The 16,929-nt window shown below is 62.9% G+C and carries 16 protein-coding genes; 10 read left to right on the forward strand and 6 right to left on the reverse strand.

The annotated features are described in order from the left end of the window. Positions 1-25 precede the first annotated feature (25 nt). Genes BB029_RS27970 through BB029_RS27990 form a run of 5 tightly spaced genes read right to left on the reverse strand, consistent with a single transcriptional unit; the run spans position 26 to position 4,432 of the window. Positions 26-787: an ABC transporter permease gene (locus BB029_RS27970; protein ID WP_065941679.1), complete on the reverse strand. Its 762-nt coding sequence runs from the start codon at positions 785-787 to the stop codon at positions 26-28. Beyond that, the gene (locus BB029_RS27975) at positions 784-1,983 is read right to left on the reverse strand and encodes an ABC transporter substrate-binding protein (RefSeq protein WP_065941680.1); all 1,200 of its coding nucleotides are present in this window, start codon (positions 1,981-1,983) and stop codon (positions 784-786) included. Before BB029_RS27975 ends, BB029_RS27970 begins: the two co-directional genes overlap by 4 nt. Next, on the reverse strand, positions 1,970-2,773 hold the full coding sequence (locus BB029_RS27980) for an ABC transporter ATP-binding protein (protein WP_065927336.1): 804 nt from the start codon (positions 2,771-2,773) through the stop codon (positions 1,970-1,972). The genes BB029_RS27975 and BB029_RS27980 overlap by 14 nt, the downstream gene beginning before the upstream one ends. After that, positions 2,770-3,831: an acyl-CoA dehydrogenase family protein gene (locus tag BB029_RS27985; RefSeq protein WP_065941681.1), complete on the reverse strand. Its 1,062-nt coding sequence runs from the start codon at positions 3,829-3,831 to the stop codon at positions 2,770-2,772. Before BB029_RS27985 ends, BB029_RS27980 begins: the two co-directional genes overlap by 4 nt. A 40-nt stretch (positions 3,832-3,871) precedes the next feature. Next, positions 3,872-4,432 carry a carboxymuconolactone decarboxylase family protein gene (locus BB029_RS27990; RefSeq protein WP_065941682.1) on the reverse strand — a complete coding sequence of 187 codons (561 nt, stop codon included), beginning with the start codon at positions 4,430-4,432 and terminating at the stop codon, positions 3,872-3,874. A gap of 101 nt (positions 4,433-4,533) precedes the next feature. On the opposite strand from BB029_RS27990, the gene BB029_RS27995 reads away from it, so the two are divergent. Next, complete coding sequence (locus BB029_RS27995; protein ID WP_065941683.1) at positions 4,534-5,439, forward strand: AraC family transcriptional regulator; 906 nt, start codon at positions 4,534-4,536, stop codon at positions 5,437-5,439. On the opposite strand, the gene BB029_RS28000 is transcribed toward BB029_RS27995, so the two are convergent. Then, positions 5,436-6,347 (reverse strand): LysR family transcriptional regulator, encoded by a 912-nt coding sequence (locus BB029_RS28000; protein ID WP_065941684.1) that lies wholly within the window; start codon positions 6,345-6,347, stop codon positions 5,436-5,438. The two genes, BB029_RS27995 and BB029_RS28000, sit on opposite strands and share 4 nt — an antisense overlap. A 116-nt stretch (positions 6,348-6,463) precedes the next feature. On the opposite strand from BB029_RS28000, the gene BB029_RS28005 reads away from it, so the two are divergent. The 9 genes from BB029_RS28005 (at position 6,464) to glgA (ending at position 16,927) form a co-directional block, all read left to right on the forward strand. Beyond that, on the forward strand, positions 6,464-7,459 hold the full coding sequence (locus BB029_RS28005; RefSeq protein ID WP_065941685.1) for an aldo/keto reductase: 996 nt from the start codon (positions 6,464-6,466) through the stop codon (positions 7,457-7,459). Between the two features lie 157 nt (positions 7,460-7,616). Further along, complete coding sequence (locus BB029_RS28010; RefSeq protein WP_083236504.1) at positions 7,617-9,164, forward strand: M91 family zinc metallopeptidase; 1,548 nt, start codon at positions 7,617-7,619, stop codon at positions 9,162-9,164. 155 nt (positions 9,165-9,319) lie between these two features. After that, positions 9,320-11,314, forward strand: a complete 1,995-nt coding sequence (locus BB029_RS28015; RefSeq protein ID WP_065941686.1) for a methyl-accepting chemotaxis protein — start codon at positions 9,320-9,322, stop codon at positions 11,312-11,314. A 78-nt stretch (positions 11,315-11,392) separates the two neighbouring features. Further along, positions 11,393-11,851, forward strand: coding sequence for an SRPBCC family protein (locus BB029_RS28020; protein ID WP_065927329.1), 459 nt, complete (start codon positions 11,393-11,395; stop codon positions 11,849-11,851). 81 nt (positions 11,852-11,932) lie between these two features. Continuing rightward, positions 11,933-12,379 carry a DUF411 domain-containing protein gene (locus tag BB029_RS28025; protein WP_065941687.1) on the forward strand — a complete coding sequence of 149 codons (447 nt, stop codon included), beginning with the start codon at positions 11,933-11,935 and terminating at the stop codon, positions 12,377-12,379. A gap of 9 nt (positions 12,380-12,388) precedes the next feature. After that, the gene (locus BB029_RS28030) at positions 12,389-12,826 is read left to right on the forward strand and encodes a YqaA family protein (protein WP_065941688.1); all 438 of its coding nucleotides are present in this window, start codon (positions 12,389-12,391) and stop codon (positions 12,824-12,826) included. A gap of 44 nt (positions 12,827-12,870) precedes the next feature. Continuing rightward, positions 12,871-13,872: an alpha/beta fold hydrolase gene (locus tag BB029_RS28035; protein ID WP_065941689.1), complete on the forward strand. Its 1,002-nt coding sequence runs from the start codon at positions 12,871-12,873 to the stop codon at positions 13,870-13,872. A 26-nt stretch (positions 13,873-13,898) separates the two neighbouring features. Beyond that, positions 13,899-14,852, forward strand: coding sequence for a D-2-hydroxyacid dehydrogenase family protein (locus tag BB029_RS28040; RefSeq protein ID WP_065941690.1), 954 nt, complete (start codon positions 13,899-13,901; stop codon positions 14,850-14,852). Positions 14,853-15,373: 521 nt separating this feature from the next. After that, entirely contained in the window at positions 15,374-16,927 is a 1,554-nt protein-coding gene (gene glgA, locus BB029_RS28045; RefSeq protein ID WP_065941691.1) for a glycogen synthase GlgA, read from the forward strand. The last annotated feature ends 2 nt before the right edge of the window (positions 16,928-16,929 follow it).

Genomic DNA, 16,929 nt, shown 5'->3' on the forward strand with positions numbered 1-16,929 from the left:
TGAGTGACCGGGCCTCCCTGGCTAATCACCCCTCATGCACCCACCGCTGATGAACCCCGCGTGCAAGCGCATCCAGGGCAAACCCCAGCAGCCCGATCAGCAACACCATCGCCATCAGTTCCGAATAGGCCAGGCGATCACGGGTATCCAGGATGTAGTAGCCAAGCCCCGCGCTGACCCCAAGCATTTCGCAGGGCACCAGCACGATCCACAGGATCCCGATGGCCAGGCGCACGCCGGTCAGTACGTGGCCCACCACGCCGGGGATGATCACCCGGCGCAAGGTTTCCCAGCGCGTGGCGCTCAGGCTGCTGCTCAACTGCAGCCAGCGCGGGTCGAGCTGGCGCACGCCGGCGGCGGTGTTGAGCATGATCGGCCACACCGCGGCAAACGCCAGCAGGAAGTAGATCGGCTGGTCCCCTACCCCCATCAGCATCACCACGATAGGCATCCAGGACAGCGGCGAGATCATCCGCAGAAACTGGAAGGCCGGCGTGGTCGCCGCCTCCAGGTTGCGCGAACTGCCCACCAGCAGCCCCAGCGGCACCCCCACCAGCAAGGCCAGGAACAGCCCGACGAAAATGCGCTTGAGGCTCACGACGATATGCAGATACAGCTCACCGCGCCCCAGCAATTCCCACAGGCTGCTGAAGGTGGCGGCCAGCGAAAAGCGCGCCGCCAGGCCGCCGCCATCGCCCCACACCTTCACCCCCAGCCACCACAGCAACAACAGGCCGGCCAGGCCACTCAACCCGAGCAACCAGCCCGGGACTCTGCGGTTGTTCAAACGCCAATCTCCTCGGTCCGCTCAAAGCCCTCGGGCAAGCCGAAGGTGCCCATGCCGCCCACCGCTTCGATGGCGTTGCGCACGAAGCGGTCATCCACCAGATCCTTGGCGACAAAGGCCGGGTCCAGGTCGGCGAGGAATTTCTTGTCCCCCTCGATCAGGGTGTCCTTCAAGCGTCGCACCAATTCTTCGGTGTAGCTGGGGAATGGATAGGGCTGGAAGTCGATGCGGTGCTCGTCCCAGTCGGCATGCCGGATCGCGCCATCGGCCAGGTAGGCCGCGCGGTCGGCAGCGGCTGGCGCCAGGACTTTGCTCAACACCGGCTCGGCATGTGGCGTGTAGCGGTTCGGGCCGTCTTTGGACAGCAGTTTCACCGCCTCTGCGCGGTTATCACGGGTCCACACCTGGGCCTTGACGATCGCATTCACGACTTTCTGCGACCACTCCGGGCGATTGTTCAGGTCGTGTTCGTGCATGAACACCACGCAGCACGCGTGATTGCGCCACACGTCGCCGGTAAACCGCTGCACACGCCCGACCTTGAGGTTCTCCGCCAGGGCGTTGAACGGCTCGGCGACGATATAACCGTCGATGCGCTGGCTGGCCAGGGCCGGCGGCATGTCCGAAGGCGGCAGCACGATCAGGTTGACTTCGTTGGCGCCAATTGCACTGCCGGCGGCACGCGCCACCGGGGTCAGGCCGTTGTCACGGAACAGTTGCTGCACCACCACGTTATGGATCGAATACCAGAACGGGATCGCCACCGACTTGCCGCCCAGTTGCTTCACCTCGGTAATGCCCGGTGCCACGGTGAGCCCCGAACCGCCCACATGGTTCCACGCCACCACCTTGGCCGGCACCTGGCTGCCATAGCGTGCCCACACGGTCATCGGCGACAGCAGGTGGATCACGTTGACCTGCCCGGAGATAAACGCCTCGATCACCTGCGCCCAACTGCGCAGCAACACCGGACGCTCGGCCTTGATGCCTTCGGCTTCGAACAGGCCGTTGTTATGCGCCACCAGCAAGGGCGTTGCGTCGGTGATCGGCAGGTAGCCGATGCGCACCGGCGCATCCGGCTCGCTGGCGGCGCGGGCCTGCAGGCTGCTCAGCAGCGGCAAGGCGCCGGCTGCACTGAGTACCGCGGAAAGTTTGAGAAAGTCACGGCGCGAGTGGGTCAGGTCATCCAGGCACATGGCTGGGCTCCAGCAGGTCAAGGGGTTGGGGTTGAGGGCGGCTCGCCTGCCGTAGGGTTTTGAGAATCTCGATGCGCAGCGCGCCGATGGCTTCCACCTGTTCTTCCCGTGGTTGCGGCAGGTCGATGCGCCATTCGCCCAGCGTCCGCGCCGGGCGGTTGCCCAGCAGCAGGATGCGGTCGGACAACAGCAGTGCTTCGTCGATGTCATGGGTGATCAACACCGCCGCCGACCCCTGCTCACGGTTGACCTTGAGCAACAGGTGCTGCATATCGGCACGGGTCACTTCATCCAGCGCACCGAAGGGCTCATCCAGCAACAGCACCTGGGGCTGGCGTGCCAGGCAACGGGCCAACGCGGTGCGCTGGGCCATGCCGCCGGACAGTTGCGCCGGAAATTGCTGGCGGGCGTGCTCCAGGCCAACCGCCGCGATGGCGTGGTCGACGCGCCGGCGGCGCTCATCTGCGCCCAGGTGCGGCTGGCGGGCGAAATCCAGGCCGAACGCGACGTTCTTTTCCAGGCTCAACCACGGCAACAGGCTGGGGTCCTGGAACGCTACGGCCACACGTGGATGGGGGCCGCTCAACGGCTCGCCCAATACCTGCACCTTGCCATCCTGGGGCGCCTGCAAACCGGCGAGCACCCGCAACAGGCTGGACTTGCCGACCCCGCTGGGGCCCAGGATCGACACCACTTCACCGCGCTGCAATTGCAGGTCGAAGCCTTGCAGCACCGGGCCGCCGGCGTACCCCAGGCCAATGCCCCGGGCACTCAATACCACCGGGCTCACAGGTTGGCCTGGCGTTGCAACTCAGTGCGCAATTGCACCAGGCTGGGCGTGACGATCGGCACAAACGCCGACTCCCGCCAGCGCCGCGCAAACCCACTGCCATGGGCCGTGAGGTAAGCCTTGCCGCCACTGGCCTGCAGTTCCAGCTGCACCGCGCTGGCGGCAGTTTCGGCCAGGCCGATGCGCAACTTGAACAACGCCACCGGCTCAGCGGCGAAGCGCCCGGCGAGCAGGCCATTCTGCAGCTCGGTCACCAGGTGATCCAAGGTCCCGCGCAACCCTTCGAGTTCTTCGCGCAGCACCGTGCGGGCCGCGCCCAGGTGATGGGCGACTTCCGCCAGCGAGCGCCGGGCCAGGCCGATCGACATACCGCACTGCAAACCCAGGAACGCCGGGCGCACGGCCGGCAGGAACTTGCGAGCATCCTCGTGCAGCAACCAGTCTCGACTCAGCTCGACACCTTCCAGGCCCAGGGCTGCGGTGTTGCTCGATTGCAGGCCGAGCAGCTCCAGGTCGCCGGAACGTTGCAGGCCCGCCACCGAATCCGGAATCGCCAGGATAAACGGCGCGCCACCACCGGCATGCTCCACCGCCGCTGCCGCGACAAAGCCGTTCTTGCGCAGATTGGTCACCCAGTGCAGGCGACCGTTGAGGGTCCAGCCGTGATCATTCGGCTCGGCGCTGATCTGCAGCGTCTCGATGCCCGACAGGAACTTCATCGCATTCGACAAACCGGTGGCCCCCGCCAGCCTGCCACTGAGCAGGTCCGGCAGCAGTTGCTCGCGCAGCCGCTCATTCGGGCTCTGCAGCAGATACTCGATAAACGAGCGCTGGCCCCAGCACACAAACGCCGCCGCCAACGAATGGCTGGCGACATTGGCAATGGCCTCGACGGCGCCGGCCACATCGCCGCCCAGGCCGCCGAAGGCTTTTGGCACACCGATACGCAGTACGTTGGCCTCAGCCAGCCGGGGCAGCACTTCCTGGGGGTCGCAACTGCCCACATCCAGGGCCTGCGCTTGAACATCGAGCCAACGGCTCAAGATCGGGTCAAGCATTCATGTTTCTCCTTGTCAAAGCAGCAGGGCCACCCGCCCTTCAGCTGGCCGGTTTTTCCCAACGGTATTGCGCCAGCTCCGGGTTCAACGGGGTACGGGCAAACACGTTAGCGAAGTTGCACAGGGTTGCCAGGCTCACCCCCAAAATAACTTCCAGGGCCTGGCCTTCGGTGTAACCGGCGGCGCGGAACGCGTCAAATCCGGCGTCGCTGACATCGCCACGGGTGGCAATGACTTCCCGGGTAAAGGCAGCGAGTGTCTCATACCGGGCATTGGGCAATTCGCCGCGCTGGCGCAGGGCGTCGATCACCTCTTCCGGCAGCTTGGCCTTGTTGCGCGCCACGGCGGTGTGGCCGGCGACGCAGAAATCGCAGCCGTGGGTAGTGGCGGCAATCAACTGCACCACTTCGCGATCGGCCAAGCTCAGCTCGGCCTTGGCGTTCAGGCCCGAGACGGTGATGTAGGCTTCCAACGCCGCCGGGGCATTGGCCAACACACCCAGCAGATTGGGGATGAAGCCCGAGGCTTTCAGCGCGTTTTCCAGCAACGGCTTGGCGGCAGGTGGCGCGGTTTGCGGGGTGAGCAGCGGTACACGGGACATGGAGCGGTCTCCTGAGGGTTCGTGTATCCAGTCTGTTGGTTATAAGAAATCCTCTCAATAGGCTAAAGTAGCGATTACTTGCTCTTGAGTCTTTCCATTAGATGAATTCTTCCAGTGCACTTGTCGATTGGTTATTAGACAGCCTCGAACTCAACACCAGCCTGTTCCATGTCGGGCGCTATTGCGGCGATTGGCATGCCAGCACCCACGGCCTGGCGCGCGCGAGTTTCCACCTGATCGTGCAAGGCGAGTGCTGGCTGCATATCGCCGGCGAACCCACAGCCGTAGCGTTGAACAACGGCGACGCGGTGTTCCTGCTACGTGATCTGGAATACCGGTTGTCCGGAGCAGCCACGGCGGCCGGCGCACAGGAATGTCCGCGACGCCCGATGCTGCCCCTGGACAGCGGCGCCAGCGACGGCGTGGGGCTGGTGTGCGGGTTCTTTCACTTCCAGTCGGGCTTGTCGGCGATGATCGTCGATACCCTGCCCGCGTGGATCGTCCTGCGGGCCGGCGACCCCTCGCTGACGGCGGCCCGCAACCTGTTCGAGCTGATCCTGCAGGAGTGCCAGCGCGACCCGGCGCCTTCCGCGGCGTTGCTCGAGCGCCTGTGCCACCTGTTGTTTCTGTATGTATTGCGCCAGCAAGTGCTGGATAACCACGCACTCGGTGGCCTCGCCGCACTGGGGCGCCAGCCGGCGTTCGCGAACCTGCTGGAACAATTGATTGCTCGCCCGGCAGACGCCTGGACCCTGGAAAGCATGGCGGCCTGCACCGGCTTGTCGCGCTCGGCGTTTTTCAAGCGCTTCACTGAGTTGTGCGGGCAGTCGCCCGGCCAGGTGCTGCTGATGATGCGCATGCGCCACGCCTGCCAATTGTTCAAGCAGGACCAGACCGTCGCGGATGTCGCAGTGGCGGTGGGTTATCAGTCCGTGGCGGCGTTTACCCGCGCCTTCCACAAAGTGACCGGGCAGCAACCCGGCGCTTATCGCAAGGCCCAGGCCTAGCGTTGCAAACCGGTGCCCGGCTGGCCGCACAGTTCGACCAGCCAGTCCACAAACACCCTGACCCGCTGTGACAACTGGCGATGGGGCGGATACAGCGCCGTCAGCGCCATTTTCGGCACCGGCAACTGCGCCAGCACGGGCACCAGGCGGCCCTCGGCCAGTTGCCGCATCGCATGATAGTGCGGCGCCTGAATCAGGCCGTAGCCGGCTTCGCACGCGGCGAAATAACCATCGGAACTGTTGACCGCCACACGCTTGGGCAACTGGATCGGGTGCACGGCGTTGTCGACCAGGAACTCCAGGCCGAACCGCTTGCCGCTGGCCGTGGAGACATACTCGACCATCTGGTGATTGGCCAGATCGTCGAGGCCCGCCGGTATGCCCATGCGTTCCAGATACCCAGGGCTCGCCAGGGTCAACTGGTCCATCATCGCCAAGGGCCTGGCCACCAGCGACTCATCCAGCGCCGGACCGCCGCGCAGCACGCAATCCACACCTTCGCGGATCAGGTCCACCGGGCGGTCGTTCAGGCCGATGTCCAATTCGATTTGCGGATAGCGCGCGGTGAACGCCGGCAATGCGGGAATCACAATCAAACGCCCGATCCCCGAGGGCATATCCACGCTCAGGGTGCCGCGTGGGTTCTGGCGGCGAGTGGAGAACACCGCCTCGGTTTCCTCCAGGTCGGTGAGCAGCTGTACGCAGCGCTGGTAATACGCCGCGCCGTCCAGGGTCGGGCTGACCTGGCGCGTGGTGCGCTGCAGCAACTGCACGCCCAGGTGCGCCTCCAGTTGCTTGATCAGGATGGTCACCGACGCGCGCGGCAGTTGCAGGCTGTCGGCGGCCTTGGCAAATCCGCCCAACTCGACAATCCGGGTAAACACCCGCATGGCGTTAAAACGATCCAAGGGCCGGCTCCAGGAGGATTATTTAGAAATTACCAATAGTGATAGTGCTTTTAGCCGGTTTATCCCGGTTTTGTCGAGGGTAACAATGGCGTCCTACCTCATCAGGAGCTGCACCCATGCACACTCGTCAACTCGGTAAGAACGGTCCCCACGTCAGTGCCATCGGCCTCGGCTGCATGGGCATGAGTGACTTCTACACCTCGGGCAGCGACACCCGGGAGGCCATCGCCACCCTGCACCGTGCCGTGGAATTGGGCGTCACCTTGCTCGACACCGCCGACATGTACGGCCCCCATACCAATGAAGAATTGATTGGCAAAGCCATTGCCGGCAAACGCGACCGGGTGTTCCTGGCCAGTAAGTTCGGCTTTGTGCGTGACCCATCGAACCCAGAGGTGCGCGGCGTGAATGGCCGGCCCGAATATATTCGCCAGGCCATCGACGGCACCTTGAAGCGCCTCGGCGTGGAGACCCTCGACCTGTATTACCAGCACCGTATCGACCCCGAGGTGGCAGTCGAAGAAAGCGTAGGCGCCATGGCCGAGCTGGTCGCCCAAGGCAAGGTGCGTTACCTGGGGCTGAGCGAGGTCAGCGCCACCACCTTGGAGCGTGCGCACAAGGTGCATCCGATCAGCGCCCTGCAAAGCGAATACTCCCTGTGGAGCCGTGACCAGGAAGACAACGGCTGCCTGGCTGCCTGCGCACGCCTGGGTGTCGCGTTCGTACCTTACAGCCCGCTGGGGCGTGGCTTTCTCACCGGGGCCCTGAAAAGCCCGGATGACTTCGCCGAAGACGATTACCGCCGCTCCAGCCCGCGCTTCCAGGGCGAGAACTTTGCACACAACCTGCGACTGGTAGAGCGGGTCCAGGCCCTCGCCGCCGAAAAAGGCGTAACCGCCGGGCAACTGGCATTGGCCTGGGTACTGGCACAGGGTGATTACCTGATCCCCATTCCGGGCACCAAGCAGCGCAAGTATCTGGAAGAAAACGTCGCCGCCCTGGACATCACATTGAACCCGGCCGAGCTGGCGGCACTGGCATCTGTGTTCCCGTCGGGCGCTGTGGCGGGGCCACGCTACCCCGAGACGTCCATGGGGCTGGTGCACCAATAACGCTCAACCCGGGCGCAGCTGTCGAGGCTGCGCCCAGGAAATATCCTGCACCATGACCGGCTCCGGCAGCGGGAACGTTTCGACGCGTGCCTCCACGTAATGGAAAGGCCTGATAGGCAATCAGGATTATCTGACAACCCTCGTGAAGGACTCACTTATGCTCTCTGCGCTCACCTCCCCAACCGTTCCCACGGCTCGGTCCGCCGTTGCTACGGCTCACGACAAGCCTGAACCTTCGCCCTATGACCCGCCCACCGACCTGGCGCCAGGCCTCTACAATGAACGTTCCCACACCCTGCATATCGACGGCGATATCAAGTTCGGCCGGTTAATCGTATGGAATACATCAGACCCCGAAAACCCGAAGATCGAGTTGAATCTGCTTACGGTGGAAACCGGTGACGGCGCGGATTGCGTACACGTGCGCAACTGGCCTGGCAACCGGCTGCAGGTGTGTATCAACGGCAAGTCATATGGTTTCGACAATCACGTCAAACAAGGCCCGCCACAGGGCCTTTGGATCGAGACCAAAGGCGGCAATGACACGGTGATCATCGACGATGACGTCAAGCTGCGGGTGGACATTGAAGGCGGCGATGGCCATGACTACATCCAGGCCGGAGGCGGCAGGAGCAGATTGTACGGCGGCAATGGTAACGATGTGCTGCGACTGGGCAGCGGCCTGGGCCTTGCAGCCGGCAACGACGGTGACGACACGATCATCGGCGGAAGCGGCAATGCCGTGATGTACGGTAATAACGGCAAGGATCGTCTCTATGCCGGATATGGTCCCTCGACCAAGCAGAGCTACCTGGATGGGGGTGATGGCAATGACCACCTCTACGCCGGCAGCGGGCACACCGTTGCCCATGGCGGCAACGGCAATGATGATCTTATCGGGCATGACCGCACGACCTTCTACACCGGCAAAGGCCGCGACCGTATCTGGAATAACCGGCGCAAGGATCTGATTTACGCCAATGCCCATGACCGGTTCGACCGCAGCAAAGGCTCGACTTTCACCGAGGTCAAACCCAGCAACGCCGGCAAGCAAGCGTTTACCGTGGCCGAAGGAACGCTGGGATTCAACCAGCAAGTGAGCGATGACCTCGAGTTTCTACGCAGTTCGCCGCTTGGCCAGCAAGCCCTGGCGAAAATGGACGAACTGGCGGAGATCAATGGCGCAAAGGTCGAGATCAGGCAGGTGACCTTAGGTTACACCAGCTACGATTTTGGCAGCGCTGAGTCGGATAGCCAGACGTCCGAGGAAGAGGAAAACATCGATGAGACACAATATGGCACCCTCAAGGACGGCGTTCCCGGCGCCCGCGCCAGGCATGCCTCGATCGCCTATGACCCCTACGCAGTCCTTGAGAGTACTGACCGCACCAACACCCTGGTGCCCGTCACCACCCTGTTCCATGAAAACGGCCATGCGTTCAATGGCGCCAACGGCACATTCCTCGGCGGTGAAGACAAAGAGCAGTTGCAATCCGGAGCGTGGGTGCCGGTTCGAAATGACGAACGCCAGGTCATTGGCATTCCCAGCAACGCAACACCCGCAGACCTCGACAACGACCCGTCTACGCCGCCGAGCACGGTCAATCCGCGACCTTTCATGGAGAACGCCTTGAACCAGGAGATGGGTAAACCGCTAAGAAAAACACACAAATTCGAGCACAGTGATCAGGGCGACGGCATCTGATGAGCCGGGCGTAGCGAGCCAGCGGCCGGCCTCGCTACGTGCCCGCCCAATAAACTTTGCACCATGGTACCTAAAGACGTGCCAATCCCCGCCGATACCCCTACGAAGCTCCAAAAAAGCCGCGTCGATAATAAACGCTTCGTAAGGACGACCCCATGCCCCCACTGCGTTCCATCCAAGCCCGCTATACCCTGTTCCTGGTGCTGTTCGTCCTGGTGTTATTCGTGTTGACGGTCGTCGGCATCGGCCAACTGGTCGCGCCCACGCTGCGCCATACCGAGGAACAGGTGGTGCTCAACCGCATCAGTGAGGTGGCCGAGCAGATCCAGGGCGAACTTAACAAGGTTCAGTCCCAGCAACGCACCATCACCCAGACCATTCCCCTGCTCGACAGCGATGCCATCGACAAGGTCCTGCCGGGCCTGGTCGACCAATATGGTGAGCTGAAGGTCTTCGGCGGCGGTATCTGGCCGCTGCCCAACCAGCGCACGCCGGGGCGCAACAAGCACAGCACCTTCTGGCACCGCGATGCCTCGGGCAAGCTGGCAGTGAACACCTTCTGGAACAGCGACCCCGCCCCCAACTATTACGACCAGAGCTGGTACAAGGGCGGCCTCGCGTCGCCACGCGGCCAATGTGCCTGGGCTGCGGCCTATAAGGACGACGCCAGCCAGGAGCCGCGCACCAACTGCGCCATGGCGATTCAGCGTGACGGCGCTGCGTACGGCGTGGCCACCATCGACGTGACCCTGGGCTTCTTCAACGAACTGGTTGCGAGCAAGGAAAAGGACATCGGCGGGCAGATGCTGATCGTCGAAGGCGACGGCAAGATCATCAGCAACAGCACGCGCCTGAGCAGCCCGGTGGTGTTGAAGAACATCAGTGAATTGACCGGCACCTCGGCCTTTGCCGCCCAGGTCAGCAAGGCCCTGGCCCATCGCGACCAAGCCTTGCAGCGCAACGAGTTCGACAACCAGGGCGTGGCCAGCACCTTCTACATGCGCCCCATCGAAGGCACGCCGTGGTTCCTCGCCACCGCCCTGCCCACCTCGCTGATCACGGCCCAACGCGATGACGTACTCGGCAGCCTGGCCCTGTTGCAGATCCCCATGGTGTTGCTGCTGGTGCTGCTGGCGGTGTATGCGATTCGCCAATTGGTGCAGCGCATGAAAATCCTGAAGGCCAACATCGACGCACTGTCCACCGGCGATGCCGACCTGACGCGGCGCATCACCATCCGCGCCGAAGACGAACTGGGCGCCATCGGCCATTCGGTGAACCGCTTTATCGTCTACCTGCAAGACATGATCGGCGAAGTGACCCAGGCCACCGGTGCCATGTCATCGGGCCTTGAGCAATTGCAGCAAACCTCGGCGCACACCAACAGCATCCTGGTGCGCCACGCCTCGGAGACCGACCAGACCGTTACCGCCATCACCGAGATGAGCTCCACCGCCGATACGGTGGCGCAGAACGCGGCGCAAACCGCTTCGTTCACCCAGCGCGCCAACGAACACGCCGACCGCTCCCGCGTGGTGGTGGGTGAAGCGTCCACCAGCGTCAGTGCACTGATCGGCGAAGTCGCCAGCGCCACTCACACCGTCGAGAACATGCGCCAGGACGCCGCGCGCATCACCGAAACCCTCGGCGTGATCGGCGCGATTGCCGGCCAGACCAACCTGCTGGCCCTCAACGCCGCGATTGAAGCCGCGCGGGCCGGCGAGCAGGGTCGTGGTTTTGCGGTGGTGGCCGACGAAGTCCGCGCCCTGGCGGCGCGTACCCAGGCCAGCACTTCGCAGATCAATGAAATGCTTGCGCGCCTGACCACCGGTGTCAGTTCGTCGGTAGCGGCCATGGAGAACACCCAGGCCAGCTGCCAGTCGGCGGCGGATGCAACGGCACGGGTGAACACCGGCCTCGACGAGATGGCCGGTTCGGTCAGCCATATCAATGACCTCAGCACCCAGATCGCCACCGCTGCCGAGCAGCAAAGCGCGGTGACCGAGGAGATCAACCGCAGCATGGTGCATATCCGACATATGGTCGAAGAGCTGGTGCAGAGCGGCCATGCCACGCAAACCAATACACAAAGCCTGCTGGACGCCAATGGCCGGGTGATTGCGTTGATGAGCCGGTTCAAGGTGCGCTGATAAATGGCTGAAACACTCCCGTGCAATGTGCGGGAGTGGGACTATTCTGACAATTCACAGCCACACAGGAGGTGTGCCATGCGCGCTGTCGAGCAGTCGGTCCGCTTGGATCGGATCAGTCAGGAACGTTTTATCCAGGCCCCTATCGATGCCGTCTACGACTATGTGACCCAACCGGATCGCTGGCACGAATGGCACCCCACCTCCCTCGGTGCCGACACCGGCACCAGCGGCCCCCTCCCAGCCGGCGCGCGCTTTACCGAAATGATCGACCTGCTCGGAGTGCGCGTGCCCATGAGCTACCGCGTGCAGATCGCCCGGCGTCCCGACGAGTTCAAGACAGTGTTCACCTCACTGGCCGTCGACGGCTCGATCCACTACTTTTTGCAGCCCTTTCGCGACGGCACCCTGTTCAAGCGCGTGCTGACCTATGAAACCGAATTGCAGTTGGCCAGCCTCCATGAACGCATGATCGAGCTGTCGGCGATTGCACTGGACCGGCTCAAGCAACGGATGGAAAACTCGCTCTCCGTATAATTTTGAAACATTAACCCGACGTCCCATGGATAAAAGCAGGGAGAATGCCCGGCTTACTGCCCGGTATTGGACGAGACTTCCATGAAAACCCCATTGCGATTGGCCCTGCTTTCAGTGCTGTTCACCACCACCCTGGCCCAGGCCGCCGACCTGATCCCCATCGATGTGCACCGCGACGCCAATTGTGGCTGCTGCAAAAAGTGGATCAGCCACCTGGAAAGCAACGGCTTCAAGGTCAACGACCATGTCGAAGCCGACATGAGCGCGGTCAAGCAGCGGCTGGGCGTGGCCCCGCGCCTGGGCTCGTGCCATACCGCCGTGATCGACGGCAAGTTCGTCGAAGGTCATGTGCCCGCCGAGCAGGTACTGGCCTTGCGCAAGCGCGACGACCTGCTGGGTATCGCCGCGCCCGGCATGCCCATGGGTTCGCCCGGTATGGAAATGGACGGCCATGCCGAGGCCTATCAAGTCATCGGCCTGACCCGCGACGGCCAGGATGTGGTGGTGGCGGACTACCCGGCGCACTGATCGGTGCCGATGGGTTACCTGGGGCTGTTTCTCGCCGCATTCGGCGCGGCGACGTTGCTGCCCCTGCAATCGGAGGCGGTGCTGGTCGGCCTGTTGATCAGCGGGCATTACAGCCCGTGGCTGCTGCTGGGTATCGCCACCCTGGGCAATGTCCTCGGCTCGCTGGTCAATTGGTGGCTGGGGCGCTGGGTGGAGCACTTCAAGCAGCGTCGCTGGTTTCCGGTCAGCGACAAGCAGCTGGAAAAGGCCCGCCATCATTACCAGCGCTGGGGGCATTGGACGCTGCTGCTCAGTTGGGTGCCGGTCATTGGCGACCCGCTGACGTTGGTGGCCGGGGTGATGCGTGAGCCGTTGTGGCGGTTCCTGCTGCTGGTGACCCTGGCCAAGGGCCTGCGTTACGCGGTGCTCGCCGCCGTGACCTTGCAGTGGGTGTTAATCCCCCGTTAATCCCGCGCAAAGAGCATCCGAGCACCCTGTTCGGAGCCCCGCCCATGCCTCTACCCCGTGCTTTTTGCATCGCCGGCCTGTTGACGGCCAGCATCGCCCCGGCGTTCGCCGCCAGCTATGGCCCTGAGCTGCAAGGCTTCCAATACCCCTACCCCCTCGAACATTTCCAATTCCAATCCCAAGGCAAATCCTTGCAAATGGGCTACATGGACGTGCCGGCCAAAGGGCAACCCAACGGTCGCAGCGTAGTGCTGATGCATGGCAAGAACTTTTGCGGCGCCACCTGGGAAGGCACGATCAAGGCCCTGAGCGACGCCGGATATCGGGTGATTGCTCCGGACCAGATCGGTTTCTGCAGCGCCAGCAAGCCCGACCACTATCAGTACAGCTTCCAGCAATTGGCCCTCAACACCCATCAACTGCTGGAAAAGCTCGGCATCCAAAAGGCCACACTCATTGGCCATTCCACCGGCGGCATGCTCGCCACCCGCTACGCGCTGATGTACCCCGAACAGACCGAGCAGCTTGGGCTAGTCAATCCGATTGGCCTGGAAGACTGGAAAGCCTTGGGCGTGCCCTCGCTCAGCGTCGACCAATGGTATGCGCGGGAGCAAAAAGTCAGCGCCGAGGGGATTCGCAAGTACCAGCTCAACACCTATTACGTAGGGCGCTGGAAGCCTGAGTACGAGCGTTGGGTAGACATGTATGCGGGCCTGAGCAATGGCCCCGGGCACACGCTGGTCGCATGGAACTCGGCGTTGATTTACGACATGATCTTCACCCAGCCGGTGTACTACGAGTTCAAGAACCTGCAGATGCCCACCCTGTTGCTCATCGGCACCGCCGACACCACCGCCATCGGCAAAGACGTTGCGCCGCCGGCGGTCAAGGCCAGGATCGGCAACTACGCGGTATTGGGCAAGCAAGTGGCCAAGCTGATTCCCCACGCCACACTGGTGGAGTTTCCAGGCCTGGGCCATGCGCCGCAGATGGAAGAGCCGGCGAAGTTTCACCAGGCGCTGTTGCAGGGCTTGAACGCCCTTTAATCCAACTTTTTTCGAGGCACGCGTGCATGTCGGTACAGATCGCAGTCATTGATGATTGGCAGAATGTCGCCCGTGGTGTGGTGGATTGGTCGGCGCTGGAGGCCGTGGGGCGGGTGCACTTCCTGCACGACTATCCGGCCGATACCGCCACGATGATTAAGCGTTTGAAGGGGTTCGCGGTCATTTGCGTCATGCGTGAACGCTCGACCTTCGACCAAGCGCTGTTGCAGGGTTTACCCAACCTCAAGTTGCTGGTGACCGGCGGCATGCGCAACGCCGCCATCGACATAGCCGCCGCCAAGGCCCTGGGTATCCAGGTGTGCGGCACCGACAGCTACAAGCAGGCGGCGCCGGAACTGACCTGGGCGCTGATCATGGCGTCTACGCGCAATCTGCTGGCCGAGGCCAACTCATTGCGCGCGGGTGGCTGGCAGGTGGGACTGGGCGGCGACCTGAATGGCAAGACCCTGGGCATTCTCGGCCTGGGCAGCATTGGCCAGAAGGTTGCGCAGTTCGCCCAGGTGTTTGGCATGCGGGTGATTGCCTGGAGTGAAAACCTCACGCCGCAACGCGCAGCCGACGCCGGAGTGACCTGGGTCAGCAAGCGCGAACTGTTTGAGCAGGCCGACATTCTCAGCGTTCATTTGGTGCTCAGCGACCGCAGCCGTGGCCTGGTCGACTCCGAGGCATTGAGCTGGATGAAGCGGACGGCCCGGTTGGTGAACACCGCGCGCGGGCCGATTGTGGATGAGCAGGCGCTGGTGCAGGCATTGACCACTGGTCGCCTGGCGGGCGCGGCGCTGGATGTGTACGCCGAAGAGCCGCTGCCGTTGGATCACCCGTTTCGACACCTGCCCAACGTACTTGCCACGCCCCATGTGGGGTACGTGAGTGAGCAGAACTACCGGCAGTTCTATGAGCAGATGATCGAAGATATCCAGGCCTGGGCCGAGGGGGCACCCATTCGGGTGCTGGGCTGACGCACCAATAAGGTGCGCCCCGCACTAATGGTGTGAGCGTAATCTTCGTGGTGAGCAGGCTTGCCCTGCGCTGGGGCGCGAAGCGGCCCTGAAAACCGGCAACGGGGTGGCAGGCCGCCAAATCGTTTGGGAGCGCTTCGCACTCCAGCGCAGGGCAAGCCTGCTCACTACAACCTCTCGCCTTCGTCAATCGCATATGGTTACAAGTTTTTTGTCCTACAAAATTCCCGCACAAACCCTACAGGCTCTGGAATCTGTCCTAGACTGATGACCGATGGGTCCCTTCCAAAACAAAAACCCCGCAAAAAATCTAAACTTTCGAACTCTGCCATAGGTCAGGTCTAGGGTAAGGCGCGCACAAGCGGTGCATACCAGATGCCGTCTATCTATTCTTTTTTGCTTACCGTGCAACTGGCATACGCCTTGCCAGTTTGTTATTGCGCTTGTGCGCCTGGCCGCAGGATGCGGTCATCGGAGCTAATGGCAGCGGGCCATTAGCCGACCAACACGTGGAGATAGCTATGATCAGTGCCGCTGCAAGTATTCAGGGAGAGCGTGTTAGTCAGCCAGTTGGCGGGTCGACAGCTTTAGTCGACCTCAACACGGTGCGGCCGGTCCCGAGTCATAACCCCAATCGCAAGAAAGTCCTGTTCGTGACGTCCGAGTTCGCCGACTTGGTGAAAACCGGTGGCCTGGGCGATGTGTCCGCGGCCCTGCCCCGCGCCATGGCCCACCTGCATGATGTGCGCGTCCTGATCCCCGGTTACCCGCAGGTGATGGAAAGCGACAACCCGATCCATATCATCGGTGAGCTGGGTGGCCACGCCGCGCTGCCGCCGTGCAAGATCGGGCGCATGGACCTCAAGGACGGCCTGGTCATCTATGTGCTGATCTGCCCCGAGCTCTACGAGCGCGAAGGCACGCCCTACGGCGCCAACAACGGCCGCGACTGGCCGGACAACCATATTCGCTTCGCCCGCCTGGGCCTGGCCGCCGCCGACATGGCCGCCAACCTGGCCCAGATCCACTGGTGCCCGGACTTGGTGCACGCCCACGACTGGCCGGCCGGCCTGGCCCCCGCCTATATGCACTGGCGTGGGTCACGCACCCCGACCCTGTTCACCATCCATAACCTCGCCTATCAAGGCGTGGTCAGCCTGGCCTCGACGCCGGAGCTGGGTATCCCGCCCCACGCGTTGCAGCAGGAAGGCATGGAGTTCTACGGCAAGATGTCGTTCCTCAAGGCCGGCATGGCGTACTCCAGCCATATCACCACCGTGAGTGCGACCTACGCCCAGGAAATCACCACCCCGGAATTCGGCTGCGGCCTCGACGGTTTCCTCGCCGCCAAGACCCAGCAGGGCCTGCTCAGTGGCATCCCCAACGGCATCGATGAAAGCTGGGAAACCTCCACCGACACGCACCTGACCCACAACTTCAATATCGGTGACTGGGAAGGCAAGGCCATCAACGCCGACCACGTGCGCGAGCTGTTCGGCCTGCATGACTCCACCGGCCCGCTGTTCGCGGTGGTTTCGCGCCTGGTCTACCAGAAAGGCCTGGACCTCACCGAAGCGGTGGCGAGCTTTATCGTCGAGAACGGCGGGCAGATCGCCATTATCGGGCGCGGCGAGCCGGAAGAAGAACAGGCTATGCGTGACCTGGCGCTGCGCTTCCCGGGCCAGGTCGGTGTGCGCATCGGCTTCAACGAGACCGACGCGCGGCGCATGTTCGCCGGCAGTGACTTCCTGCTGATGCCATCGCGCTACGAGCCCTGCGGCCTGAGCCAGATGTATGCCCAGCGCTTCGGCTCGCTGCCCGTGGCTCGCAACACCGGCGGGCTGGCGGACACCATCGAGAATGGCGTCACCGGCTTCCTGTTCAATGAATCCACCGTAGAAAGCTACGAAGAAGCCCTGAGCCGTGCGTTCCGGGTCTTCGCCAATAAAGGCCTGCTCAACGCCATGCGCAGCCGCGCCATGACTCAACCCTTCAACTGGTGCCAGGCGGTGGAACCCTACGCCGAGCTGTATGAACAACTGGTGGCCAAGGCCTTGGGGAAATCGACTAAATAATC

The sequence above is a fragment of the Pseudomonas sp. S3E12 genome, from assembly GCF_001702295.1.
In the GTDB taxonomy this organism is placed as follows: Bacteria; Pseudomonadota; Gammaproteobacteria; order Pseudomonadales; family Pseudomonadaceae; genus Aquipseudomonas; species Aquipseudomonas marginalis.